Below are 21,962 nucleotides of genomic sequence, written 5' to 3' on the forward strand. Positions count from 1 at the left end.
TCATGGCAGTCGGTTCGAAGGAGCTGAACGTTGAAGCACTAGACGGCTTCGACAACGCCCGTCTGCAGGAAGAGCTGAAGAAGGCCAAGGCCGAGCTGTTCAACCTGCGTTTCCAGTCGGCTACCGGTCAGCTGGACAACAACGGCCGCCTCAAGGTCGTCAAGCGCGATATCGCTCGCATCTACACGTTGCTGCGTGAGCGCGAGCTGGGTATCCGTGAGAACGTCGAAGCCCCGGCTGAAGACGTCAAGGAAGAGAAGAAGAGCCGTGGACGTAAGTCTGCCGCGAAGAAAGCTGAAAAGGCTGAGGAGGATGCAGAGTGACTGATTCCGCTAACAACACCGCAGCCGACGCAGCACAGGAGCGCGGCTACCGTAAGTCCCTGCGTGGCATCGTCGTCTCGGACAAGATGGACAAGACCATCGTCGTCGAGGTCGAGGATCGCAAGAAGCACGCGCTGTACGGCAAGATCATGCGCCAGACCAAGCGCGTGAAGGCTCACGACGAAGAGAACACCGCCGGTATCGGCGACCACGTTCTCCTCGCCGAGACTCGCCCGCTGTCTGCGACGAAGCGCTGGCGTCTGGCTGAGATCACCGAGCGCGCCAAGTAAGGCACACATCGTTCTCAGCTGATTCACGAAGGCCCTGGACCGAGATTTCGGTGCAGGGCCTTCGTGCTGTAGACTAGTGTCCCTGTGCGCCTTTGTTGGCGGGCCTATCCACCCCGCAAGCCAAGGGTTTCGCACATACTCCCGCCGGCGGCCTCGGCCCTGCCCTGCGGGGACCGTCTCATCAAGATGCGGATCTTCTGATGGATCCTAGGCTTGCTGAGGCAGCGGTCCTTTCGCCCAAGGGGCAGGGGTAAGCAGCCTGGGAGACATCAAATGAAGTTCCGCAAGGCTCATCTGAAACTCGGATGAGAACCAGCGAGACGCAAGGAGTAATCGAGTGATTCAGCAGGAGTCGCGGCTCAAGGTCGCCGACAACACTGGTGCCAAGGAGATCTTGACCATCCGTGTTCTCGGGGGATCCGGACGCCGCTACGCAGGCATCGGCGACGTCATCGTCGCCACCGTAAAAGACGCAATTCCTGGCGGCAACGTCAAGAAAGGCGACGTCGTGAAGGCAGTTGTGGTGCGTACGCGCAAGCAGCGCCGCCGTCCCGACGGTTCCTACATTCGTTTTGACGAGAACGCAGCCGTCATTCTGCGTCAGGACAACGAACCCCGCGGTACCCGTATCTTCGGTCCCGTTGGTCGTGAACTGCGCGACAAGCGTTTCATGCGCATCGTGTCTCTGGCACCGGAGGTGATCTGACATGGCGAAGATCAAAAAGGACGACCTCGTTCAGGTCATTTCCGGCAAGGACCGCGGTAAGCAGGGCAAAGTGCTTCGCGTGTTCCCGGCACAGGAGCGTGTTCTCGTCGAAGGCGTGAACCGCGTGACCAAGCACCTGCGTGCTGGTCAAGACAACAATGGTTCCACTGAAGGCGGCCTGCAGGTCGTTGAGGCGCCGCTTCACATCTCCAACGTTGCTGTCGTCGACCCGGAGACCAAGAAGCCAACCCGCGTGGGCTACCGCTTCGAGACTGTTGAGAAGAACGGCGTGGAGAAGACCGTCAAGGTCCGCTACGCCAAGGCCTCCGGAAAGGAGCTGTGATGACTGAGGTTCAGACTGAGACCACCGCAGCACCGAAGGTCACCCCTCGGCTCAAGGTGAAGTACCGCGAGCAGATCACTGCTCAGATGCAGGACAAGTTCAACTACGAGAACGTCATGCAGGTTCCCGGCCTGGTGAAGGTCGTTGTGAACATGGGTGTCGGCGAGGCAGCTCGCGACTCCAAGGTGATCGACGGCGCCATCAAGGATCTGACCGCTATTACCGGTCAGAAGCCCCAGGTGACCCGTGCTCGTAAGTCCATTGCCCAGTTCAAGCTCCGTGAAGGAATGCCCATCGGTACGCATGCAACCCTGCGTGGCGACCGCATGTGGGAATTCCTGGATCGTCTGGTCACGCTGGCTCTGCCGCGTATTCGTGACTTCCGCGGGCTGAACCCGAAGCAGTTCGACGGCAACGGTAACTACACCTTTGGTCTGTCCGAGCAATCCGTCTTCCACGAAATCGATCAGGACAAGATCGACCGCGTGCGCGGTATGGACATCACTGTGGTGACCACCGCTAAGACCAACGAGGAAGGCGAGGCGCTGTTGCGCGCTCTGGGCTTCCCGTTCAAGAACGAACAGTAAATCCTCTACGTTACAGGTCCCATCCGGTGAACCGGTCCGGGAAACCGTAGCGAGAAAGGGCATGAAGCCCACATGACGATGACCGATCCCGTCGCAGACATGCTGACACGTCTGCGCAACGCAAACTCGGCCTCCCACGACTCCGTGTCGATGCCATCTTCCAAATTGAAGGTGCGGCTGGCCGAGATCCTCAAGAACGAGGGTTACATCAGCGATTGGAAAGAAGAAGCTGCAGAGGTTGGCAAGACCCTCAGCATCGAGCTGAAGTTCGGACCGCAGCGCGAGCGTGCCATCGCTGGCCTGCGCCGTATCTCCAAGCCCGGGCTGCGCGTCTACGCAAAGTCGACCAACCTGCCGCACGTGCTCGGCGGACTGGGTATTGCCATTCTGTCGACTTCCTCCGGTCTGCTGACCGACCGCCAGGCTGCAAAGAAGGGCGTGGGTGGGGAAGTCCTCGCCTACGTCTGGTAAACGGATAGACGGAAGAGAGGCAAACACATATGTCACGTATTGGACGTCTTCCGATCACCGTGCCGTCAGGCGTAGAGGTGAAGATCGACGGCGCTGATGTCAGTGTCAAGGGTCCCAAGGGCGAACTCGCCCACACTATTGATCGTCCCATCGAGGCTACCCTCGAAGAGGGAACGATCACGGTGACCCGGCCTGACGATGAGCGCGAGTCCCGTGCACTGCACGGGCTGACCCGTACTCTGATCAACAACATGATCATCGGTGTCACCGAGGGTTACTCCAAGCAGCTCGAAATCATCGGCACCGGTTACCGCGTGCTGGCGAAGGGTTCCGACCTCGAGTTCGCTCTGGGCTACTCTCACCCCATTTCTGTCCCGGCTCCCGAAGGCATCTTCTTCCAGGTCGAGGGCAACAAGGTGACCGTTACCGGCATCGACAAGCAGAAGGTTGGCGAAACCGCTGCGAACATCCGCAAACTGCGTAAGACCGAACCCTACAAGGGCAAGGGCATCCGCTACGTGGGTGAGCAGGTTCGCCGCAAGGCCGGAAAGGCAGGTAAGTAATGTCCACGTTGACTGTAAAGGGCAAGGGCAAGAACGCCTCCCGTTCGCGCCGTCATCTGCGTGTTCGCAAGCGCATCACCGGCACTGCGGCTCGTCCGCGTCTGGTGGTCAACCGCTCCTCGCGTCACATGTTCGTCCAAGTCGTCGACGACACCAAGGGCATCACCTTGGCTTCGGCATCGACCATGGAAGCCGACGTGCGTGCACTGGAGGGCGACAAGTCCGCCAAGTCCCGCAAGGTAGGCGAACTTGTCGCTGAGCGTGCCAAGGCTGCTGGCGTCTCTGCTGTGGTCTTCGACCGCGGAGGAAACAAGTACCACGGGCGCGTTGCAGCTGTTGCTGAGGGCGCCCGGGAAGGTGGGCTGGAGCTGTGACCGAGAATAACAACGAGAAGGACGCTCAGGTGACCGAAGCCACCGAGAACACCGCTGCAAATCAAGAGTCAGTGTCCGAGACCTCTGCCGGTTCCGAGAGCCAGAACACCGATCGTGGTGGACGTGGTTCCGGCCGTGGCGCAGGTCGTGGCGGCCGTGGCGGTCGCGACGAGCGTGGCGGACGCAACAACTCCCGTGAGGATGACCGCGACAAGTTCCTCGAGCGCGTCGTGGCCATCAACCGCGTGTCCAAGGTTGTGAAGGGTGGACGTCGTTTCTCCTTCACCGCTCTGGTGGTCGTCGGTGACGGTGACGGCATGGTTGGCGTCGGCTACGGCAAGGCCAAGGAAGTTCCGGCCGCTATCGCTAAGGGTGTGGAAGAGGCTAAGAAGTCCTTCTTCCGCGTTCCTCGCGTGGGTTCCACCATTCCGCACCTGGTGCAGGGTGAAGACGCCGCTGGTGTTGTCCTCCTGCGTCCGGCGTCCCCGGGTACCGGTGTGATCGCCGGCGGGCCGGTGCGTGCCGTACTGGAGTGCGCTGGCATTCACGATGTGCTGTCCAAGTCCATGGGTTCCGTGAACGCGATCAACATCGTGCGCGGGACCGTGGATGCCCTGAAGAAGCTCGAAGAGCCTGCAGCCGTGGCAGCTCGTCGCGGCAAGGCCCTTGACGAGGTTGCCCCGCACGCGATGCTGCGCACGATCGAGGCCGACCGCGCCAAAAAGAGCGCAGAGAAGGCAGGTGCGTCAAATGGCTGATCTGATCACCACCCCGAAGAACCTGGTTGCCAGCGATGCAACGCTGGAGATCACCCAGATCAAGTCCCAGTCGGGACGCAAGTTCAAGCACCGGGAGACACTGCGCTCGCTCGGCCTGAAGCGGATCGGTCACACCGTGACGCGTAAGGCTGACGCGGCCACCGTTGGCATGGTTAACACCGTGTCTCACCTGGTGAAGGTTGAGGAGGTCAACAATGGCTGAGCAGGCTGAGAATGGCCAGGACGCGTTGAAGGTCCACGACCTGCGCCCGGCTCCGGGCTCACGCAAGTCCAAGCTGCGGTACGGCCGTGGCGAAGGTGGCAAGGGCGGCAAGACTGCCGGCCGTGGTACCAAGGGCACCAAGGCACGGTACCAGGTGCCTGCAGGCTTCGAAGGTGGGCAGCTGCCGCTGCACATGCGCCTTCCGAAGTTGCGCGGTTTCAAGAACCCGTTCCGCACCGAGTACCAGGTTGTGAACTTGGACAAGCTCTCTGCCACGTTCCCCGAGGGCGGCGACGTCACCGTGGAGACTCTGGTGGAAAAGGGACTCGTGCGCAAGAACCAGCCCGTCAAGGTGCTGGGCTCGGGCGACATCACGGTGGCTGTGAACGTGAAGGCTGACGCCTTCTCCGCTTCGGCTATCGAGAAGATCCAGGCTGCAGGCGGTTCCACCGAAACGGTGTGACCCTCTGAACAGTAGGGTGTGACCCTCGATCGACCGACTATTTCGTCGGCACGATCGAGGGTCGCCTCATTTAACGGTAGAATCGGCGATGGTGCTTTTTGCACCTGCTTTTGTTGGAGCTATCGAACAACCTCGAGTCTGGCTCTGCCGAGCTGACCGCTTTCCACACGTCACCAGGAGGACGCTTGTTCAGCACGATTGCCAGAGTCTTTAAGACTCCCGATCTGCGACGCAAGATCTGGTTCACTATCGGAATCATTATTGTGTACCGCATCGGAGCCTTCATCCCTTCCCCAGGGGTGGACTACGGCAACGTACAGATGTGTCTTGCTCAGGGTGAAACCCAGGGCGGGTTGTACTCGTTTGTGAACATGTTCTCCGGTGGAGCCATGTTGCAGGTCTCGATTTTCGCCCTCGGCATCATGCCGTACATTACCGCGGCGATCATCGTGCAACTGCTCCGCGTCGTGATCCCGCGCTTCGAAGCGCTGCAGAAGGAAGGCCCTCAGGGTCAGGCCAAGCTCACCCAGTACACGCGCTACCTCACCATCGCCCTGGCGGCGCTCAACGCGACCACCCTGGTTTCGTTGGCACGGACCGGCGCGCTGTTGAACTGTAATCTGCCGATCGTTCCGAACGATAACCTCTGGACGATCATGCTGATGATCATCACCTTAATCGCCGGTACTGCTTTGATCATGTGGCTGGGCGAACAGATCACTGAACGCGGAGTGGGCAACGGTATGTCGCTGCTCATCTTCGTCTCCATTGCTGCTGGCTTCCCGGCAGGCCTGGGCCAGATCTGGACGACTCAGGGCTGGCGCACCTTTATGATCGTGCTGTTGGTCGGTCTCCTGACAATCGCTCTGGTGGTCTTCGTCGAAGACTCGCAGCGTCGTATACCCGTCCAGTACGCAAAACGTCAGATCGGACGTCGTACCGTCGGCGGAACCACGACCTACATTCCGATCAAGGTCAACATGGCCGGTGTGATTCCGGTGATCTTCGCATCGTCGATCCTGATGCTTCCGCAGATCTTGATTCAGTTCAATCAGCCGGATCCCACGTCAGGCGAACAGCCGGCGGAATGGGTTATTTGGTTGCAGCAGTACTTCGGTACCGGATCCCATCCGATCTACATGCTGATGTTCTTCCTGATGACGATCTTCTTCACGTACTTCTACGTGACGATTACGTTCAACCCGCAGGACATCGCCGACAACATGAAGCGCTACGGAGGATTCATCCCCGGAATCCGCGCCGGTCGGCCGACCGTGCAGTACCTCGAATACGTCATCTCGCGCATCACCTTCTTCGGCGCCCTGTACCTGGGCTGCCTTGCACTGATTCCGTTGATCGCATTCGTGCTGATCAACGCCAACCAGAACTTCCCGTTCGGTGGTACCTCGATCCTGATCATGGTCGGTGTGGCACTCCAGACGGTGAAGCAGATCAACGCTCAGATGGAACAACGAAACTACGAGGGATTGCTGCGCTGAAACACACAGGCATGCCCGAAGACCAAGCAGTAGAGGATAGGACAAGTCATGACTCGTATGCTCATCATGGGCCCTCCGGGGTCAGGTAAAGGTACCCAGGCCGCACGTATTGCGGACAAGATGGGAATCGTCGCCATCTCCACCGGCGATATCTTCCGGTACAACGTCAAAGAACTGACTGATCTTGGCAAGGAAGCAAAGAAGTACATCGACAACGGTGACTTTGTTCCTGATGACGTCACCAACCGTATGGTGGAGGACCGCATCAAGCAGCCAGATGCCGCCAACGGATTCCTGCTCGACGGCTACCCGCGCACCGCGGGCCAGGTCGAGGCACTGAACGAGATGCTGAAGGCATCCGGCCACTCACTGTCCGTCGTACTCCAGCTGGAGGTGCCGGACGAAGAACTCGTGCAGCGCCTCCTGGCACGTGCAGACTCCGAAGGTCGCGCCGACGATACCTCCGAGGTCATCCAGCATCGTCTAGACCTCTACCACGAGCAGACTGCGGCCGTGATTGAGTCCTATGTGGACCAGGGCATCGTGGCAAGAGTTGATGGCACCGGTCAGATCGATGACATCACCGAGCGTCTGCTGCAGGCGGTCTACAACGTTCGTGCGCGGACAGGCACCCTGCCCGTGATCAACGCCGACAGCTGATCGGCTGAACACAGAACGCTGGGACGGCTCCGTCAGGTGCCGCCCAGCGTTCTTGCGTTATCAGAAGACGTTCTCCCGGAAAGGACCATCGACGTGTCACGCCGATCCATCGAATTGAAAAAGAACAGCCAGATGCGTCGTATGGACGAATCCGGGACCATCCTCAATCGGGCGCTTGACGCCACCATTGCGGCGGCTCAACCCGGGGTCACCACGCTTGAACTCGACAGGGTATTCGCTGATGTCCTCAGCGAGGCCGGCGCCACCTCGAACTTTCTCGGCTACTACGGTTTCCCCGCGAGCATCTGTGCCTCGGTGAATGAGGAAGTAGTTCACGGCATCCCAGGCGAACGCGTCCTGGAGCCCGGTGACGTGTTGAAGATCGACGGTGGCTGCATCGTTGACGGTTGGCATTCCGACTCTGCACGGACCGTGATCTTAGGATCCTCAGCCGACGGAACAGCTGACGCCGCCGATGAACGACTTTCCGATGTGACCCGCAAAGCGATGTGGCGGGGGATTGCCGCGTTCGCTAGCGCACGCCATATCGGTGAGATCGGCGAGGCCATCGACGACTACGTCAGCTCTCAGCCCGGCGAGCCCTTGGGAATTCTCGAAGACTATGTGGGTCACGGCATCGGCTCGGCGATGCATCAGGCACCAGACGTGTTGAACTATCGTGCCGGAATCAAGGGCGCCAAGATTAAGTCCGGTTTGTGCCTGGCCATTGAACCCATGCTCGTGCGCGGCGACATTGAAACGCAGGTTCTCAGTGATGACTGGACCGTGGTGACCGCGGATAAGTCCCGTGCCAGCCAATGGGAGCATTCGGTGGCGCGGCATGATGGTGGCATTTGGGTCCTCACCGCACCCGATGGAGGAGCTTCCGAGCTAGCCCCGCTGGGCGTGACGCCAGTACCGATCGGGGAGTAGGCTTCCGGCCTGGTTTTTGTTTTCGGGCCAGGTAGAGTAACATAGCTTGTTGGCTGACTGTGCCTTGAACCATTGGTGTGTCCATTCGGTCAAGGGCAGTAGTTCAGAATATCCAGTCCACCTTGCCCCTTGCGTCCTGTGAGGATCCTGCAGTGTGGACCAGACGATTGTGGAGGACATGGCTAAGAAGGAAGGTGTCATCGAAGTCGAGGGCACGGTCACCGAGGCATTGCCGAACGCAATGTTCCGGGTCAAGTTGCAGAACGAGCACATCGTGCTCGCCACGATTTCGGGAAAGATGCGTCAGCACTACATCCGTATCCTGCCCGAAGACCGCGTGGTCGTCGAGCTTAGCCCGTACGATCTGAATCGTGGTCGTATCGTGTACCGCTACAAGTAATCAGTTCATCGACAAACCCCCGTACAACGCTCAAGGAGGAGCCATGAAGGTTCAGCCCAGCGTGAAGCGGATCTGCGACAAGTGCCAGGTGATTCGTCGCCATGGCCGCGTGATCGTGATCTGCGAGAACCCACGCCATAAGCAGCGCCAGGGCTGATCGTCCGCTAGGACGAGCCACCCGTAGCTGCACAAAACACGGCCCGAAACAGCGGCCAACATCATGACAGGGAATGCGGAAGCTCTTGAGCTATCGCAACCAACCTCCGGATAGGCAAAGGCCGGAGACTTTCACCGCATCGCGCAAGCCGACTTCAGTCGAGTTCTTCGACCGGGCCGGAACGGCGGATGCAGGCGATGTGCTTCGCCAGGTGGGAGGACGGAATGATGCAGACCTTTGCTAAAGAAGAACAAGGAGAACGGCCATATGGCACGTCTAGCAGGCGTTGACATCCCGCGCGAAAAGCGCGTGATCATCGCTCTTACGTACATCTACGGCGTGGGCAAGACCCGTGCAGAGCAGGCAATCGAGGCTACGGGGGTCAACCCGAGCACTCGCGTGAAGGACCTCACTGACGCTGAGCTGGTCCAGCTGCGCGACTACATCGAAGGCAACTTCAAGGTTGAGGGCGACCTCCGTCGTGAGGTCGCCGCCGACATTCGCCGCAAGGTTGAGATCGGCAGCTACGAAGGTCTGCGGCATCGCCGTGGCCTTCCGGTGCGTGGACAGCGCACCAAGACCAATGCTCGCACCCGTAAGGGACCGAAGAAGACCGTGGCAGGTAAGAAGAAGTAGTCTTAGCTACTTCCTTCGCCGCCTCTGGTTGCGGTCAGCATCCATAGCACAGCTTTCGTAGGAGAACTTCATGCCCCCCAAGACACGTGGTACGGCGCGCAAGGGTCGCCGTAACGCCAAGAAGAACATCGCTCAGGGCCAGGCCCACATCAAGAGCACTTTTAACAACACCATTGTTTCCATCACCGACACGACCGGCGCAGTCATCTCCTGGTCCTCCGCCGGTGAAATGGGATTCAAGGGTTCGCGTAAGTCCACCCCCTTCGCCGCACAGACTGCCGCTGAGCAGGCTGCCAAGCGCGCGCAGGAGCACGGCATGCGCAAGGTCGACGTATTCGTGAAGGGCCCGGGCTCGGGCCGCGAGACCGCGATTCGTTCGTTGCAGGCCGCTGGACTGGAGGTCGGCTCCATTCAGGACGTGACTCCGTCAGCTCACAACGGTTGCCGTCCGGCTAAGCGCCGCCGCGTCTGACGTTGTCTCACGCGTTGCTGCTGCCGGCGGCGGGATCGGGCGAAGCCATAACGTTCGATTCACAGCCGGTGACGTAACGCGTCCCCCAGCCCATAACATTCGTTTCCACCCCCCGCGTGCGTCATATGGCGGACGTTCGCCGAAAGGAAATGTCAGTGCTCATTGCACAGCGTCCCACGTTGACTGAAGAAGTCGTCGCCGAGCACCGCTCCCGGTTCGTGATCGAGCCGCTGGAGCCGGGTTTCGGTTACACCCTCGGTAACTCCCTGCGCCGTACTCTGCTGTCCTCCATCCCCGGTGCTGCGGTAACCAGCATCCGCGTGGATGGCGTGCTGCACGAGTTCTCGACCGTGAACGGCGTCAAGGAGGATGTCACCGAGGTCATCCTGAACATCAAGAAGCTGTCGGTTTCGTCGGAACACGACGAGCCGGTCGTTGCCTACCTGCGCAAGCAGGGCCCCGGCACCGTCACCGCAGCAGACATCACGCCTCCGGCTGGTGTCGAGATCCACAACCCGGACCTGCACATCGCCACGCTGAACGGCAAGGGCAAGTTCGATATGGAACTCACCATTGAGCGTGGTCGCGGCTACGTGACCGCAGCACAGAACAAGACTCCGGACGCTGAGATCGGTCGCATTCCTGTCGACTCGATTTACTCGCCGGTTCTGAAGGTGACCTTCAAAGTCGAAGCTACTCGTGTCGAGCAGCGCACCGACTTCGATCGTCTGATCCTCGATGTCGAGACCAAGGAAGCCATGGCACCCCGCGATGCAGTGGCCTCCGCAGGTTCCACCCTGGTGGAGCTCTTCGGACTCGCTCGTGAGTTGAACGTGGCAGCTGAAGGAATCGAGATCGGCCCCGGGCCGTCGGACAACGCTGTTGCCGCCGACATGGCTCTGCCGATCGAGGACCTGGAGCTGACTGTTCGCTCGTACAACTGCCTCAAGCGTGAGGGCATCCACTCCGTGGGTGAACTAGTCGCACGCTCCGAAGCAGACTTGATGGACATCCGGAACTTCGGCGCTAAGTCCATCGACGAGGTCAAAGAGAAGCTGGTGGAACTGGGCCTGTCGCTCAAGGATTCCCCGGCTGGCTTCGATCCTTCTCTGCACTCTCAGGAGTCAGAGGACGAGCCGTTCGGCGACTACTGAACCACGAAACATTAGCTTCTGTGCATCCACCGATCACGGAAGACATCTGAGGAGAACCAACTATGCTGACCCCAACCAAAGGTCCGCGCCTGGGTGGCAGCCCGGCTCACCAGCGGATCATGCTGGCCAACCTGGCCGCGAACCTGTTCGAGCACAAGTCCGTGACCACCACGGTCACCAAGGCCAAGCGTCTTCAGCCTTTCGCTGAGCGCCTGATCACCTTCGCTAAGAAGGGCGATCTGCCTGCTCGTCGTCGCGTTCAGGGCCTGATTGCAGCCAAGAACCGCACCAACAAGTCGATCGTGCACGAGCTGTTCACGGTCATCGGTCCGGCTATGGCACAGCGTGAAGGCGGCTACACCCGCATCACCAAGATCGGCAACCGTCAGGGCGACAACGCTCCGATGGCCGTCATCGAGCTGGTCATGGAGCCCGTATCACCGAAGCAGGCCGTGGTGAAGGAAGCCGAGAAGGCTGTCGCCTCCGAGGCTCCTGCTGAAGAGGTCGTCGTCGAGGAAACCGAGGTCGTTGAGGCCGAGGCAACCGAGGCTGAGGCCCCGGCCGAAGCGGAGGCACCTGCTGAGGATGCCGCTGAGGGCGAGACCAAGTAGTTTCCACCTAGCACAGCGCATAAGCTCCGGCCCCATGGATTTTCCGTGGGGCCGGAGCTTTTTCGTGGTCGAAGGGGAAAGACCATGGACTACAAGTATCCAGGGTGACACCGCAGTCGCCGATAGAATCGCTCTATGTCCCAACCACCTTCCGCCGCCTTTGCCCCCGATCATTTGGTGCGGATCAGAATTGATCTGGCCTACGACGGCGGGGCATACCACGGTTGGGCTATTCAGCCAGGATTAGAGTCTGTTCAAGGCGCCGTAGAAGCAGGGCTGGAGATGGTGATCCGGCGCCCGGTACGAACAGTGGTCGCCGGTCGTACCGATGCCGGAGTGCACGCCGCGCATCAGGTCATCCACTGCGACCTGACGCCCCAAGAGTGGACACACGTGAGCCGACAACGCCCGGGGGTGACATCCGAAGATGCCTTAGTGCGCCGACTCAACGGTGTCCTGCGGTCCCAGGAAGGCAGCATTGTTATCCGCCGGGCCATGGTCGCACCAGACGGTTTCGACGCACGGTTCTCCGCCCGGGGGCGCTCCTACCGATACCGCATCGCGGATCAATTGGACTCCCGAGATCCGCTCCAGCGTCGCTTCACACACTGGCACGGCACGGAACTGAGTCTTTCGCTGATGCAGGCGGAAGCGGATTCGATGCTCGGCCTGCATGACTTCCTCTCCTTCTGCAAACCGCGCGAGGGAGCGACGACGATTCGTTCACTGCGTCGGTTTGATCTGCACCGGGATCGCTCGGGGGTGATCCACGCGGAACTAGAGGCCGACGCCTTTTGCCACAACATGGTGCGTGCTTTGGTGGGCAGCTCCATGCTGGTCGGGGAGGGGAAGCGTCCGGCGGGATGGATGTTGGAGCGGCTCTCTGAACAGCGCCGCGGTTCCGACGTGCGCCTGGCTCCGGCACGCGGGCTGGTGTTGGAGCGCATCGATTACCCAGAGTCGGCAGAGGACCTCGCAGCTCAGGCGCTGCGGGCCCGAGCGCGCAGGACGACGACGGGCAGTGCAAACAGTGAGGCTCGTCCCTCATCAGCTATACAGTAGCGACCGATGAGTCTTGCGGTCGCTGACCGAGCAGGACATCGCGTAAGACGGAAGCCGCGGACGAAGCGCCTCCGGGCGCGGACGCCAACTGCAACAATGACGTCGGAGCCCTGGTCACCGCTCTCGTGACGACACGGGGATGTTGCACTGACGAGAAAGACTCGGGCAGCAGGGACACCCCGACGCCTGCGGCCACGAGTCCCATCACGTTTTCCTGGTTGATGACCTGCTGCACCACCTGCGGAGAAGATCCGAGCTCACGAAACACCTCTAGAGCATTGGCAACGAATCCCGGCATGGAGGTGAAGGGGAAAAGGATCAAAGGTTCATTCGCCAGGTCTTCCGGGCTCAGCTCGGGCCGCTGGGCCAGTCGGTGATCTACGGGTACCACTGCCACAATGCGTTCTTCGCGCAATGTGACGAAATCCAATCCGGGGTGCAGGGGAGCATCGCGGACGACTCCCAGGTCCAGGCGATGCTGCATGAGAGCTTCCAGCTGTTCACCGGTAACCAAGGGCTCCAAATCAACGCTGATACCGGGATGCTCCTCACGCATCTCCCGCAGGGCGAGCGGCACCACCTCGTAGCTCGCAGAAGACACAAACCCGAGACGCACTTGTCCCACTTGCCCCTCCGCCACGAGACCCACTTCGGCCGAAGCGCGGTCGACGTCGTCGAGAATAGCCAGAGCTCGAGGATAGAGCCTGGTTCCTGCAGCGGTGAGCTGAACGCTGCGTGAGGTGCGGTCGAAGAGCGTGGCTCCAACCGTCTGCTCCAGACGTTTGATGTGCACGGTCAGGGGCGGCTGTGAGATATGCAGGCGAGCAGCAGCGCGGCCGAAATGAAGCTCTTCGGCCACCGCGACGAAATACCGTAACTGTCGCAATTCCATGGGCACTCCTGACTATTTGCAGTTCAAGAATGATCATATCCAGATTGATATTGGACGTGAACTGATTCTCGTGGGGTACTGGATACACCAGGAAATTGGTTCAGGCCGGTACAGGGGCTCACATGATGGAAAGTTACGAATACGTTGTTGTCGGCGCAGGCTTGATGGGGGCCTCGACGGCCTGGCACTTGGCGCGCGATGGTCGTGAGGTGTTGGTGTTGGAGGCGCATGCGCCGGCCAATCCCTGGGGTAGTTCCCATGGCTCGGCGCGCATCTTTCGATACGCCTATAGTGACCCCTTCTACGTTGAACTGGTCAAAGAAGCGCGACGCTGGTGGACGGAACTCGAGCAGGAGTCGGGGCGGAACCTGTTGACGACGACGGGCGCGCTCGATGCCGGCGCGCTACGATTTCCAGCTCAATTGGCCAGCATCCTTGCCGACGCTGGGGTGGACCACGAACTCGTTGGCCCGCGTGAGGCGCGGCGTCGGTGGCCGATGCTTGACGTTGACAGCGAGGTGCTTTGGCACCCGGATGCAGGAGCTCTCGACGCACAGGCCACCGTGGAAACGATGATCACCCAGGCGCAGCGCCATGGGGCGGAGCTGCTGACGGGTTGGGACGTCATCTCGGTGCGAGAACGCGGGAGTGGGCACGTTGTGGTGGCTCGAGATGGGCGGACCATACACGCTCGGCACCTCATCCTGGCGGTCGGCGGCTGGCTGCCCGAATTGCTGCCTCACCTCCCGATCGTCACCGGACCCCTTGTGGGGTCATTGCAGGTTCTGCAGGAGCAAGTGATCCATTTGCCGTATACCGCAGAATTTGCGGACGCGGACTGGCCATCCTTCATCCATAAGACCCCGGAGATGCAGGTGTATTCGCTACCCGGTGGGCGGGATGCAGATTTTCGAGGGCAAAAGATCGCCGAGTTTAGAGGCGGGCGACCCATCGCGTCGTCTCGTCACAATGATCGCTCGCTGAACCAGGATGCTCGACAGCGTCTGCTGAGTTACGCCCAGGCGCATGTGCCGGGATTGGGGTTGGAATCATATGCCGAGGCCAGCTGCGTGTTCACCATGACTCCCACGGAGAACTTCATTCTCCAGCGGTTCGGTAGTATCAGTGTGGTGTCTCCGTGTTCGGGGCACGGTGGCAAGTTCGCCCCGCTCATCGGACGCCTGGTAGGGCAGATGGTCGCCGGAGCGGCCACGGTCCCAGAGCGGTTCACCCTCGACGGCGTGATCGGCCGCGCGGGAGGCGGGGCGGCGGCCTGATTCGCTTTGCCTCAACGCCGGATTGCCGGTAGCATAGGTAGCTGTTGTGCGAGTCCTCTCGGAGTCTGCGGCGTTTGTGGTGTCGACGTAGTTGCATTGTCACATGGCACCCATCGTCTTCCGAGGAGCACGGACCCGGCCTCACGCCAGCCCTCACCTGGTGTACCGGAAGCACTCGAAGCACAGTGACAGCGCTACTGATCCTCACGAATCAGTGGTGCCCGTGACTGGACCCGACACCGAAAACGAAGGCAAACAACAGTGCGTACGTACTCACCTAAGCCAGGCGACATTGATCGCCAGTGGCATGTCATTGACGCCACCGACGTGGTGCTGGGCCGTCTTGCCAGCCAGACTGCAACCCTGCTGCGCGGCAAGCACAAGCCCACCTTCGCCCCCCACATGGACATGGGCGACTACGTCATCATCATCAACGCAGAGAAGGTTGCCCTCACCGGCGCCAAGCTCGAGAAGAAGAAGGCTTACCGCCACTCCGGTTACCCGGGCGGTCTGACCTCCACCACCTACGCTGAGCTGCTGGAGAAGAACCCGGTGGGCGCAGTGGAGAAAGCTATCCGCGGCATGCTGCCGAAGAACAAGCTCTCGGCCCAGGTCCTGGACAAGCTGAAGGTGTACGCCGGTGGCGAGCACCCGCACGCCGCTCAGCAGCCGACTCCCTTCACCATCGATCAGGTGGCCCAGTAAGGGTCAGCCCCACTTTAAGAACTTTCAAGGAGAACCATGACTCTCAACGAGAACGAGGTCACCGAGGAAGTGGAGCTGACGAGCTACACCTCCGAGTCCACCTCAACCCCTGAAGGCGCTGCTCCGACCGAGCGCCCGGCACTGACCGTCGGCGGTTCCGCCGTGGGTCGTCGCAAGCAGGCTGTCGCCCGCGTGCGCCTAGTGCCCGGCACCGGCCAGTGGACCGTCAACGGCCGCGAGCTGGCTGTGTACTTCCCGAACAAACTGCACCAGCAGGAAGTCAACGACCCGTTCACCCTGCTCGGCCTCGAAGGCGCCTACGACGTCATCGCCCGCATCCAGGGTGGCGGCCCCTCCGGTCAGGCTGGCGCTCTGCGCCTCGGCATCTCCCGTGCCCTGAACGAGATCGACCGCGAGAACAACCGTCCGGCCCTGAAGAAGGCTGGCTTCCTGACTCGCGACGCACGCATCATCGAGCGCAAGAAGGCCGGCCTCAAGAAGGCACGTAAGGCTCCTCAGTACTCGAAGCGCTGATCCTCGCGATCATCGCAGACACGAAACCCGTGTTGTTTCCTTCCGGAAGCAGCACGGGTTTTGTGTTGTCGGGGTAACCCGAGGTGGCGTCAACGACTCAGACCGGGTCTACGGCTCAGGAACCAGGCATAGACCTCCGTGATCACCGCCAAAAACGTACGCACGATCAGCAGCGCGGGCAGCCCGAATAGCGACCAGATCACCCCGGCCACCACCGGTCCGGCCATCTCTCCCGCATCCTCGGCGGTGCTCATCCATGCCAAAGATTGCGTGCGCCGGGACGGGTCGATCGCACTGACCTGCGCCATGACCGCGCCCCATGCCGGGGCGAACGCTGCCTTGCCGACGTCGTCGGCGATCTTGCCAGCGAGCAATCCCGCATACCCGGGAAACAACAGCCACAGCAGTGAAGACACCGCATTGCCGAAAGCGCGCACTCCGAGCACGAGCCGCAGACTGACCCGATCCGCGACCCATCCCCAGGCTGGCCCGGTAAGACTGACGACGGACTTCACCAAGTACAGCGTCCCCGCGGCGGCGGGAGCCAGGCCCATGTACTCGACCGCGAGCACCGGCAACAGGTTCGCCATCAGGTAGGCGGTACCCGTCATCATGGCCCCGAGCCCCGCATAGGGGATGAGCGCGGCCCGCAAACTCCGGGGCGCACGGGGAGGACGCTGCTGCCGCGGCACCCGGAGCTGCTGCACCAGTGGCCCGCGCAGCCCCCAGAGGATGACGATCAATGGAATACCGGAGAGCACGGCCGCGACCGTGAACACCATGGCGTAGTCGTCGAGCAAGACAGACAGCAGCACGCCTGCAGAGAACTGTCCGGCGGAACCGGCGACTGACTTGACGGTCTGGTACCAGGCGAATCGCTGAGCCACCGCGTTCTTCCCACCCAGGGCTGCCAGCACGGTGGAGGAGGCGGGGTCGCGCAGTGCAATGGCAACCCCGTGCAGGACACGGACGGCGAAAAGATGCGCCGGGGCGAACGCGAAGATCAAGGCGACCAATACCAGCGTGCGTAGCAGCACCGCCATGACATAAGCGGTGCGGACACCGATGCGGTCGATCAGCACCCCGGCTACGGGCTTCAGCAGTGCCGCAATGAAGACATTGGTGGCCAGCATCAGCCCGATCTGTGCGATCGGCAGCCCTAGAGCATAGGCGTAGAGCGGCAGCGAGAAGCTGAGCAATCCGAAGGCCAGGCGCGAGGCGAAGCCTTCGAGGACCACAGCGGTGAGCGGTTGTCCCGGACCTGATGACGCTGGAGATGCGCGTGCGTCGCGACGGGACATCAGTGATGCACCGCCAGGGTGGCCAGCTGGTTCAGGATCACCTCGGTGATGCCCTGCTCGGGGGCCGGGCACCCCTTGTACCCGGGGAAGTAATTCACATCCACCACGAAGGGGCCGTCCTCGGACTCGATGATGTCGATGCCGAACAGCTCCAGCCCGAAGGCGCGGCGCGTTCGCTGGGCGATCTCATACACCCCCTCGGGTAGCGGTACGCTCACCCCGGGGCGGGCGAAGGATTCCTCGTCGAAGGGTTTGCGCACGCTCCACACGTTCTCTCCGGCGACATAAACCTTCAGGTCCTCTCCGGGGCCAGGCACATGCCGCTGCGCAATGAGTGGCTCGGCAGGGGCCGGTGATGTGCCGAGCTGCTGCAGTTCCTCGGCGCGGTGCACCAATCTCACCCCGGCCCCGCGGTGCCCGCGGTGCGGTTTGATGATCAGCGGCCCCTCGGCCAGCAGCTCAGCGGCGTCCTGCGGGTTGGTGACGAGCCATGTCTCCGGGGTGGGAATGCCGTGCTGGCGCATTCGGCGCGCGGCGGTGACTTTGTCTTGGGCTATCAGGCAGGCAGGGTAGCTGTTGAGCAGAGGGGCCCCGGTATCGTGCAGGGCAGCCGCATAGCTCAGCGCGTGTTCGGTGTGGCTCTTGAGGATGTACAGGTCAGCCTCCGGTACGACGACGTCGGCGCGCAGCAGACGGTCCTCCGGGATCCACCCGGTCACCTGGTGGCCTGCTGCACGCAGGCGCTCGGCCACTCGGAGCAGGATCGGGCTGGGCACATCGGGGACGCGACGGGTCAGCAGGAAGGTGATCTTCATACGGCATTCCTTTCGGACGGGGAATCGGCTTCCCACGCGGGCAGGTCCAGATGCAGGGAGAGCAGCGCCGAGGAGTGGCGCAACTTTCCCCAGTAGTCGTCGACGAGCCGCGTCAGTTCGCTCGTCGGTTTGATGCTGAGCATCTTCGAGATGATGCGACACCGGGTGGCGCGCTTGGCAGGAACCTCAGGGATGAAGCTGTGCAGCGCGGCGGCGATGGCGAAGGCCAGGTGTTCGGGGACCACATCGGCTTTGCGAGCCGACCGGGCGGCTCCGGTGAGGCGGTCGGTGCGCGAGATCTTGCGGGGGACATCCCGGCCGACGCGGTCGACCGTGTCGCCTAGGGAGGCGTTTCCGAAGCGCTCCAGAATGCTCTCCACGCTGCCCAAGCCACTTGCGATCACGGGGCCGTAGCGGTGGAGTATGCCGTCGCGGCCCTCGCGCATGGCAGCGGTCACGGCATCGGCGATCTCGGGGTCGGCGACGGCGGCGTGCAGGTATCGGTAGCCCTTGAGCTGGCCGAGATAGGCGGCGGTAGCGTGTCCGGCGCTGTAGCAGTACATCTTGGCGCGATACCAGGCCCGGAACTCGGTGACCGCACGCACGCGGGGTAACCAGGACCAGTCTCGGACGAGGCCGGTGGCGTCGATGACGACGGCGCAGGTGGGCTCGGCGATGACCGTCAGCGGGGTTGCCGGGGTGGCCTCCAGCCGCTGGGCGACGACGCGATCCACCACGGCCCCGGAAAAGCCATGCGCGTGAGGATCCGCACCGTGGTCGCGGACCAGCGCGCGCAGCGTCTCGGCGGCGTCGGGACTGTTTTCGAAAGCGACCACATCCACGGGTCTCGTTGCCTGGCGTAACCCCTGGGCGAGCACCTCGGCGATGCCGTCGAAATTGCCGGGCCCGACCGCCGTGCAAACCAAATCCGCGGAGGCGATCTCGGCCGCCGCGTCCTCGGGGTGCCGCTCCAGATCGACGCTGCCCAGCGGCACCTCGACACTGTGCCGGTGCATCCCATGCACGGTGCGCACTCGGACACGGCCATGGCGGTTCAACTGAGGCACCAGCGGGCCCCGTCCCAGGACGACCACGTCCATTCCGGCGCGGTGGGCGATGGGTGCCGCACAACCGAGCCCGATGCGCCCGGCTCCGATAATGACGGTCTTCATGGTGCACTCTCCTGGTGGGCGGTGGCCACGTGGGGCTCGTCATGGAGTCGGGCGAAGAGGTAGTCGGCCAGGCGCAGTGCGCCGTTGGGAACACCTTTGAACCCGGGGAAGGGGTGGACGTCCACCACGAGGGGCCCCTCGGCGGTTTCAATGAGATCCAGTCCGAACAGATCGGTGCCCAGTGCCTCGGCCGCGGCGTCACAGATGCGGCGATGCTCCGCCGAGACGGTGAATGGCTCACCCTGCTTGTCGGCCTCGGTCGCTGCGGGCCAGCGGCGCTTCACCCCGAACACCTGGTCGCCGATGCGGTACAGCTTCCGGTCGCGGTCCTCGGTGTGCTGCAGGCGTTGCACCAACCACTGCTGACCGGGCTGGTGGGCGCTGGCCAGGTCCTCTTCGTCCCAGATGGTGCGGTGGCCCATACTGGCCCCGACACGACCGGACTTCAGCATGACGGGGCCCTGATCGAGCAGATCCACGATGCCGGGGAGCTCGGCTGTGGTCCAGGTGGGTGGCACGGGGACGCCGGCGGCGGCGAGTACCCCGGTGACGGCGATTCGATCCCGGCAGGTGCGCACCACGGAGACCGGGTTCACGCAGCGGGCTCCCGCAGCCTCCAGCGCGGTGGCCACCCCGACGACGTGATCGTTGGGGGACTTGAGCAGGTACAAATCCGCGGTGAGAGCCAGATCGGTGATGTTGACCAGGGTGCCCGGCAGGACGACGTCCACCGTCACGCCCCACTGCTCGAGGTGCTCCAGGCATTGTGCGGTGACCGAGGAGGCGCCGCTGAACGGCTGCGAGGACAAGATCACGATGCGCATGAGGACCTCCGCCGTCGCTGCGGATCCCGGGAGAGGTCCACCACCAGTTGTGCGAGGTGCTGGTCGGCCCCGCGAACGGCCGTGTAGTTGGGGAAGTCGTTGACCTCGATGACCACCGTCTCGACCAGACGCCCGTCCGGAGCCAGCCGCTCGACGCAGTCGACGCCGAAACAATGTAGCCCGAAAGCGTCCTGGCAGGTGCGGGCGATGCGCAGCCACGAGGGGCGCATCGGAAGCATCTCGGGGGCCACCGGGGCTGAACCCGCTAGCGGGGAGGGCTTGCGCACCGCCCAGACGGCGTCGCCGATCACGTAGAGCTTCACATCGGTGCCGTTGCCGGGAATGAACTCCTGGACCAGCAGTGGCCCTTCGGAGGGGCTTCGCCGGAAGGTGTCGACGGCGGAGGCGGTGTCCAACCGGCGCACCCCGTGCGCGTTGTCACCGTAGACGGGTTTGACGAGCAGCCCGTCTGGGACCTCGGTCGCCGCGAGGCTGCCGAGCTGGTCCCGCAGCTCGTCGTCGTCGCCGAGCCAGGTGCGAGGGACCGCGAGCCCGGAGGCGGCCAGCACCCGACTCATCGTCGCCTTGTCCCGCACGGAACGCACGGCCTGAGCCGAATCGATCACCGGAATGCGGTGTGCTTCGGCCCGATCGAGCATCTCCAGCACCGCCAGGCTGCGGCCGCGGGCCACCACGACGTCGACATCGCGGAACGCGGCCGGGTCGGCGGGCTGGTCGTCTGCGTCGGAGACGATCCGCACGGCGTGGCCTTCGTACTGGAGCGCCCTGATCAGGCCAGCGGGCTGGGCCTGCTGCCGGTATCGCTCTTCCAGGAGAACCATGATGATGAACATGGAGTCATGGAACTAGCTGAACATGAGATGGAGATGAGCTGAAAATGAGATGACGATGAGATTGCTTGAAATTAACTGTCCGGTAGCGCGGCGAGAATGCGGTCGGCCAGGCGGCGTCCGGCGTCTGGAACGCCCTTGAACCCGGGGAAGCTGGAGAGATCGACCACGTAGGGTTCACCGTCGTGCAGGATGATGTCGACGCCGTAGGTATCGATCCCCAGAGCGTCGCCGCAGCTCCGGGCCACCTCCTCGACGGCGGGCGGTAGGGTGATCAGACGCCCCAGCTTGTCCTGGTAGGTTGTGGGCGGAAACACCCGTTCCACGCAGAAGACTTCATCGCCGATTCGATAGATCTTCCGGTCGAGACCGTCCGGGGCATAGTAGCGCTGCACCATCAGCTCTTCCCCTTGGTCGGCCTGCGCCAGGGTGTGCAGTTCCTCGACGGAATGCACGATCTCGATGCCGCGGCCCTGGGAACCGCGCAGGGGTTTGAAGATCAAGGGGCCGTCGTCGAGCTCCGCGGTCATCTGAAGCGGATCGGTGACGTTCCAGGTCTGGGGTACGGGGACGCCGTGGCGTTGCAAGGCCCGGGTGGTCTCCACTTTGTCCCGGCACAGCGCGGTGACCGGATAGGGCGTGAACGTGGGGATCCCGGCCGCATGGGCGCCGGCAGCGACCTCAAGAGCGGCGGGAGTCTTCGCTTTGAGTACGAGCAGATCCGTGTGCTCCGGCGTGGGCTGCGGCTGATGGGGCAGGTCCGGGTAGATCGGACGTATCGCGACCCCGCCCTTTTCGAGGTGGTCGATCATCTCGGGGATCACGGGGCTGGGGCGTTCGGAGGGATGCTTCACAAGAAGGATGTCGATATTCATGGCATCACGCTAAGACGCCTCGATGAGGCGA

Annotated in this window: 31 protein-coding genes; 24 read left to right on the forward strand and 7 right to left on the reverse strand. The window is 62.3% G+C overall.

Translation table 11 applies throughout. The features are described from left to right. Positions 1-2 precede the first annotated feature (2 nt). The 21 genes from rpmC (at position 3) to truA (ending at position 12,685) form a co-directional block, all read left to right on the forward strand. On the forward strand, positions 3-323 hold the full coding sequence (gene rpmC / locus O1A05_RS07920) for a 50S ribosomal protein L29 (protein ID WP_270104694.1): 321 nt from the start codon (positions 3-5) through the stop codon (positions 321-323). Further along, complete coding sequence (gene rpsQ, locus O1A05_RS07925; RefSeq protein WP_270104695.1) at positions 320-613, forward strand: 30S ribosomal protein S17; 294 nt, start codon at positions 320-322, stop codon at positions 611-613. Before rpmC ends, rpsQ begins: the two co-directional genes overlap by 4 nt. 337 nt (positions 614-950) lie before the next feature. Beyond that, complete coding sequence (rplN, locus tag O1A05_RS07930) at positions 951-1,319, forward strand: 50S ribosomal protein L14 (RefSeq protein ID WP_270104696.1); 369 nt, start codon at positions 951-953, stop codon at positions 1,317-1,319. A gap of 1 nt (position 1,320) precedes the next feature. Beyond that, positions 1,321-1,662 carry a 50S ribosomal protein L24 gene (gene rplX, locus O1A05_RS07935; protein ID WP_270104697.1) on the forward strand — a complete coding sequence of 114 codons (342 nt, stop codon included), beginning with the start codon at positions 1,321-1,323 and terminating at the stop codon, positions 1,660-1,662. Further along, positions 1,662-2,249, forward strand: a complete 588-nt coding sequence (gene rplE, locus O1A05_RS07940) for a 50S ribosomal protein L5 (protein ID WP_270104698.1) — start codon at positions 1,662-1,664, stop codon at positions 2,247-2,249. Before rplX ends, rplE begins: the two co-directional genes overlap by 1 nt. 72 nt (positions 2,250-2,321) lie before the next feature. Further along, positions 2,322-2,720: a 30S ribosomal protein S8 gene (gene rpsH, locus O1A05_RS07945; RefSeq protein ID WP_270104699.1), complete on the forward strand. Its 399-nt coding sequence runs from the start codon at positions 2,322-2,324 to the stop codon at positions 2,718-2,720. Positions 2,721-2,749: 29 nt separating this feature from the next. Beyond that, positions 2,750-3,283 carry a 50S ribosomal protein L6 gene (rplF, locus tag O1A05_RS07950; RefSeq protein ID WP_270104700.1) on the forward strand — a complete coding sequence of 178 codons (534 nt, stop codon included), beginning with the start codon at positions 2,750-2,752 and terminating at the stop codon, positions 3,281-3,283. Continuing rightward, on the forward strand, positions 3,283-3,657 hold the full coding sequence (rplR, locus tag O1A05_RS07955) for a 50S ribosomal protein L18 (protein ID WP_270104701.1): 375 nt from the start codon (positions 3,283-3,285) through the stop codon (positions 3,655-3,657). The genes rplF and rplR overlap by 1 nt, the downstream gene beginning before the upstream one ends. Next, complete coding sequence (gene rpsE / locus O1A05_RS07960) at positions 3,654-4,415, forward strand: 30S ribosomal protein S5 (protein WP_270104702.1); 762 nt, start codon at positions 3,654-3,656, stop codon at positions 4,413-4,415. The genes rplR and rpsE overlap by 4 nt, the downstream gene beginning before the upstream one ends. Further along, entirely contained in the window at positions 4,408-4,638 is a 231-nt protein-coding gene (gene rpmD, locus O1A05_RS07965; protein WP_270104703.1) for a 50S ribosomal protein L30, read from the forward strand. Before rpsE ends, rpmD begins: the two co-directional genes overlap by 8 nt. Beyond that, on the forward strand, positions 4,631-5,101 hold the full coding sequence (gene rplO / locus O1A05_RS07970) for a 50S ribosomal protein L15 (protein WP_270104704.1): 471 nt from the start codon (positions 4,631-4,633) through the stop codon (positions 5,099-5,101). Before rpmD ends, rplO begins: the two co-directional genes overlap by 8 nt. 185 nt (positions 5,102-5,286) lie before the next feature. Beyond that, a complete protein-coding gene (gene secY, locus O1A05_RS07975; RefSeq protein WP_270104705.1) occupies positions 5,287-6,600 on the forward strand; it encodes a preprotein translocase subunit SecY in 1,314 nt (437 codons plus the stop codon). Positions 6,601-6,648: 48 nt separating this feature from the next. Then, positions 6,649-7,260 carry an adenylate kinase gene (locus O1A05_RS07980; RefSeq protein WP_270104706.1) on the forward strand — a complete coding sequence of 204 codons (612 nt, stop codon included), beginning with the start codon at positions 6,649-6,651 and terminating at the stop codon, positions 7,258-7,260. Between the two features lie 132 nt (positions 7,261-7,392). After that, positions 7,393-8,193, forward strand: a complete 801-nt coding sequence (gene map / locus O1A05_RS07985) for a type I methionyl aminopeptidase (RefSeq protein WP_270107530.1) — start codon at positions 7,393-7,395, stop codon at positions 8,191-8,193. A 178-nt stretch (positions 8,194-8,371) separates the two neighbouring features. Then, entirely contained in the window at positions 8,372-8,593 is a 222-nt protein-coding gene (gene infA, locus O1A05_RS07990; RefSeq protein ID WP_270107532.1) for a translation initiation factor IF-1, read from the forward strand. Positions 8,594-8,636: 43 nt separating this feature from the next. Beyond that, the gene (gene rpmJ / locus O1A05_RS07995) at positions 8,637-8,750 is read left to right on the forward strand and encodes a 50S ribosomal protein L36 (RefSeq protein WP_270104707.1); all 114 of its coding nucleotides are present in this window, start codon (positions 8,637-8,639) and stop codon (positions 8,748-8,750) included. A 267-nt stretch (positions 8,751-9,017) separates the two neighbouring features. After that, positions 9,018-9,386 carry a 30S ribosomal protein S13 gene (gene rpsM, locus O1A05_RS08000; protein WP_270104708.1) on the forward strand — a complete coding sequence of 123 codons (369 nt, stop codon included), beginning with the start codon at positions 9,018-9,020 and terminating at the stop codon, positions 9,384-9,386. Between the two features lie 70 nt (positions 9,387-9,456). Then, positions 9,457-9,858 carry a 30S ribosomal protein S11 gene (gene rpsK, locus O1A05_RS08005; RefSeq protein ID WP_270104709.1) on the forward strand — a complete coding sequence of 134 codons (402 nt, stop codon included), beginning with the start codon at positions 9,457-9,459 and terminating at the stop codon, positions 9,856-9,858. Between the two features lie 155 nt (positions 9,859-10,013). Further along, positions 10,014-11,012 carry a DNA-directed RNA polymerase subunit alpha gene (locus tag O1A05_RS08010; protein WP_270104710.1) on the forward strand — a complete coding sequence of 333 codons (999 nt, stop codon included), beginning with the start codon at positions 10,014-10,016 and terminating at the stop codon, positions 11,010-11,012. Positions 11,013-11,074: 62 nt separating this feature from the next. Beyond that, complete coding sequence (gene rplQ, locus O1A05_RS08015; RefSeq protein WP_270104711.1) at positions 11,075-11,623, forward strand: 50S ribosomal protein L17; 549 nt, start codon at positions 11,075-11,077, stop codon at positions 11,621-11,623. A gap of 135 nt (positions 11,624-11,758) precedes the next feature. Beyond that, complete coding sequence (truA, locus tag O1A05_RS08020) at positions 11,759-12,685, forward strand: tRNA pseudouridine(38-40) synthase TruA (protein WP_270104712.1); 927 nt, start codon at positions 11,759-11,761, stop codon at positions 12,683-12,685. Here truA and O1A05_RS08025 read toward each other — a convergent pair. Continuing rightward, positions 12,675-13,577 carry a LysR substrate-binding domain-containing protein gene (locus tag O1A05_RS08025; RefSeq protein WP_270104713.1) on the reverse strand — a complete coding sequence of 301 codons (903 nt, stop codon included), beginning with the start codon at positions 13,575-13,577 and terminating at the stop codon, positions 12,675-12,677. The genes truA and O1A05_RS08025 overlap by 11 nt on opposite strands. 122 nt (positions 13,578-13,699) lie before the next feature. On the opposite strand from O1A05_RS08025, the gene O1A05_RS08030 reads away from it, so the two are divergent. From O1A05_RS08030 to rpsI, 3 genes are all read left to right on the forward strand, one after another. Then, positions 13,700-14,854: an FAD-dependent oxidoreductase gene (locus tag O1A05_RS08030; RefSeq protein ID WP_270104714.1), complete on the forward strand. Its 1,155-nt coding sequence runs from the start codon at positions 13,700-13,702 to the stop codon at positions 14,852-14,854. A 261-nt stretch (positions 14,855-15,115) separates the two neighbouring features. Further along, positions 15,116-15,559, forward strand: a complete 444-nt coding sequence (gene rplM, locus O1A05_RS08035) for a 50S ribosomal protein L13 (protein ID WP_270104715.1) — start codon at positions 15,116-15,118, stop codon at positions 15,557-15,559. Between the two features lie 36 nt (positions 15,560-15,595). Next, positions 15,596-16,093, forward strand: coding sequence for a 30S ribosomal protein S9 (gene rpsI / locus O1A05_RS08040; RefSeq protein WP_270104716.1), 498 nt, complete (start codon positions 15,596-15,598; stop codon positions 16,091-16,093). Positions 16,094-16,182: 89 nt separating this feature from the next. Here the strand turns inward: rpsI and O1A05_RS08045 are convergent, their stop codons facing one another. The 6 genes from O1A05_RS08045 to O1A05_RS08070 form a co-directional block, all read right to left on the reverse strand. Continuing rightward, on the reverse strand, positions 16,183-17,394 hold the full coding sequence (locus tag O1A05_RS08045; protein ID WP_270104717.1) for an MFS transporter: 1,212 nt from the start codon (positions 17,392-17,394) through the stop codon (positions 16,183-16,185). Beyond that, positions 17,394-18,209 (reverse strand): ATP-grasp domain-containing protein, encoded by an 816-nt coding sequence (locus tag O1A05_RS08050; RefSeq protein ID WP_270104718.1) that lies wholly within the window; start codon positions 18,207-18,209, stop codon positions 17,394-17,396. The genes O1A05_RS08045 and O1A05_RS08050 overlap by 1 nt, the downstream gene beginning before the upstream one ends. Further along, a complete protein-coding gene (locus O1A05_RS08055) occupies positions 18,206-19,381 on the reverse strand; it encodes a hypothetical protein (protein ID WP_270104719.1) in 1,176 nt (391 codons plus the stop codon). The genes O1A05_RS08050 and O1A05_RS08055 overlap by 4 nt, the downstream gene beginning before the upstream one ends. Beyond that, entirely contained in the window at positions 19,378-20,205 is an 828-nt protein-coding gene (locus tag O1A05_RS08060) for an ATP-grasp domain-containing protein (RefSeq protein ID WP_270104720.1), read from the reverse strand. Before O1A05_RS08060 ends, O1A05_RS08055 begins: the two co-directional genes overlap by 4 nt. Then, positions 20,193-21,059, reverse strand: a complete 867-nt coding sequence (locus tag O1A05_RS08065) for an ATP-grasp domain-containing protein (RefSeq protein WP_270104721.1) — start codon at positions 21,057-21,059, stop codon at positions 20,193-20,195. Before O1A05_RS08065 ends, O1A05_RS08060 begins: the two co-directional genes overlap by 13 nt. 71 nt (positions 21,060-21,130) lie before the next feature. Then, positions 21,131-21,931, reverse strand: coding sequence for an ATP-grasp domain-containing protein (locus tag O1A05_RS08070; RefSeq protein ID WP_270104722.1), 801 nt, complete (start codon positions 21,929-21,931; stop codon positions 21,131-21,133). Between the last annotated feature and the right edge of the window lie 31 nt (positions 21,932-21,962).

The organism is Citricoccus sp. NR2, assembly GCF_027594385.1.
GTDB lineage: Bacteria > Actinomycetota > Actinomycetes > Actinomycetales > Micrococcaceae > CmP2.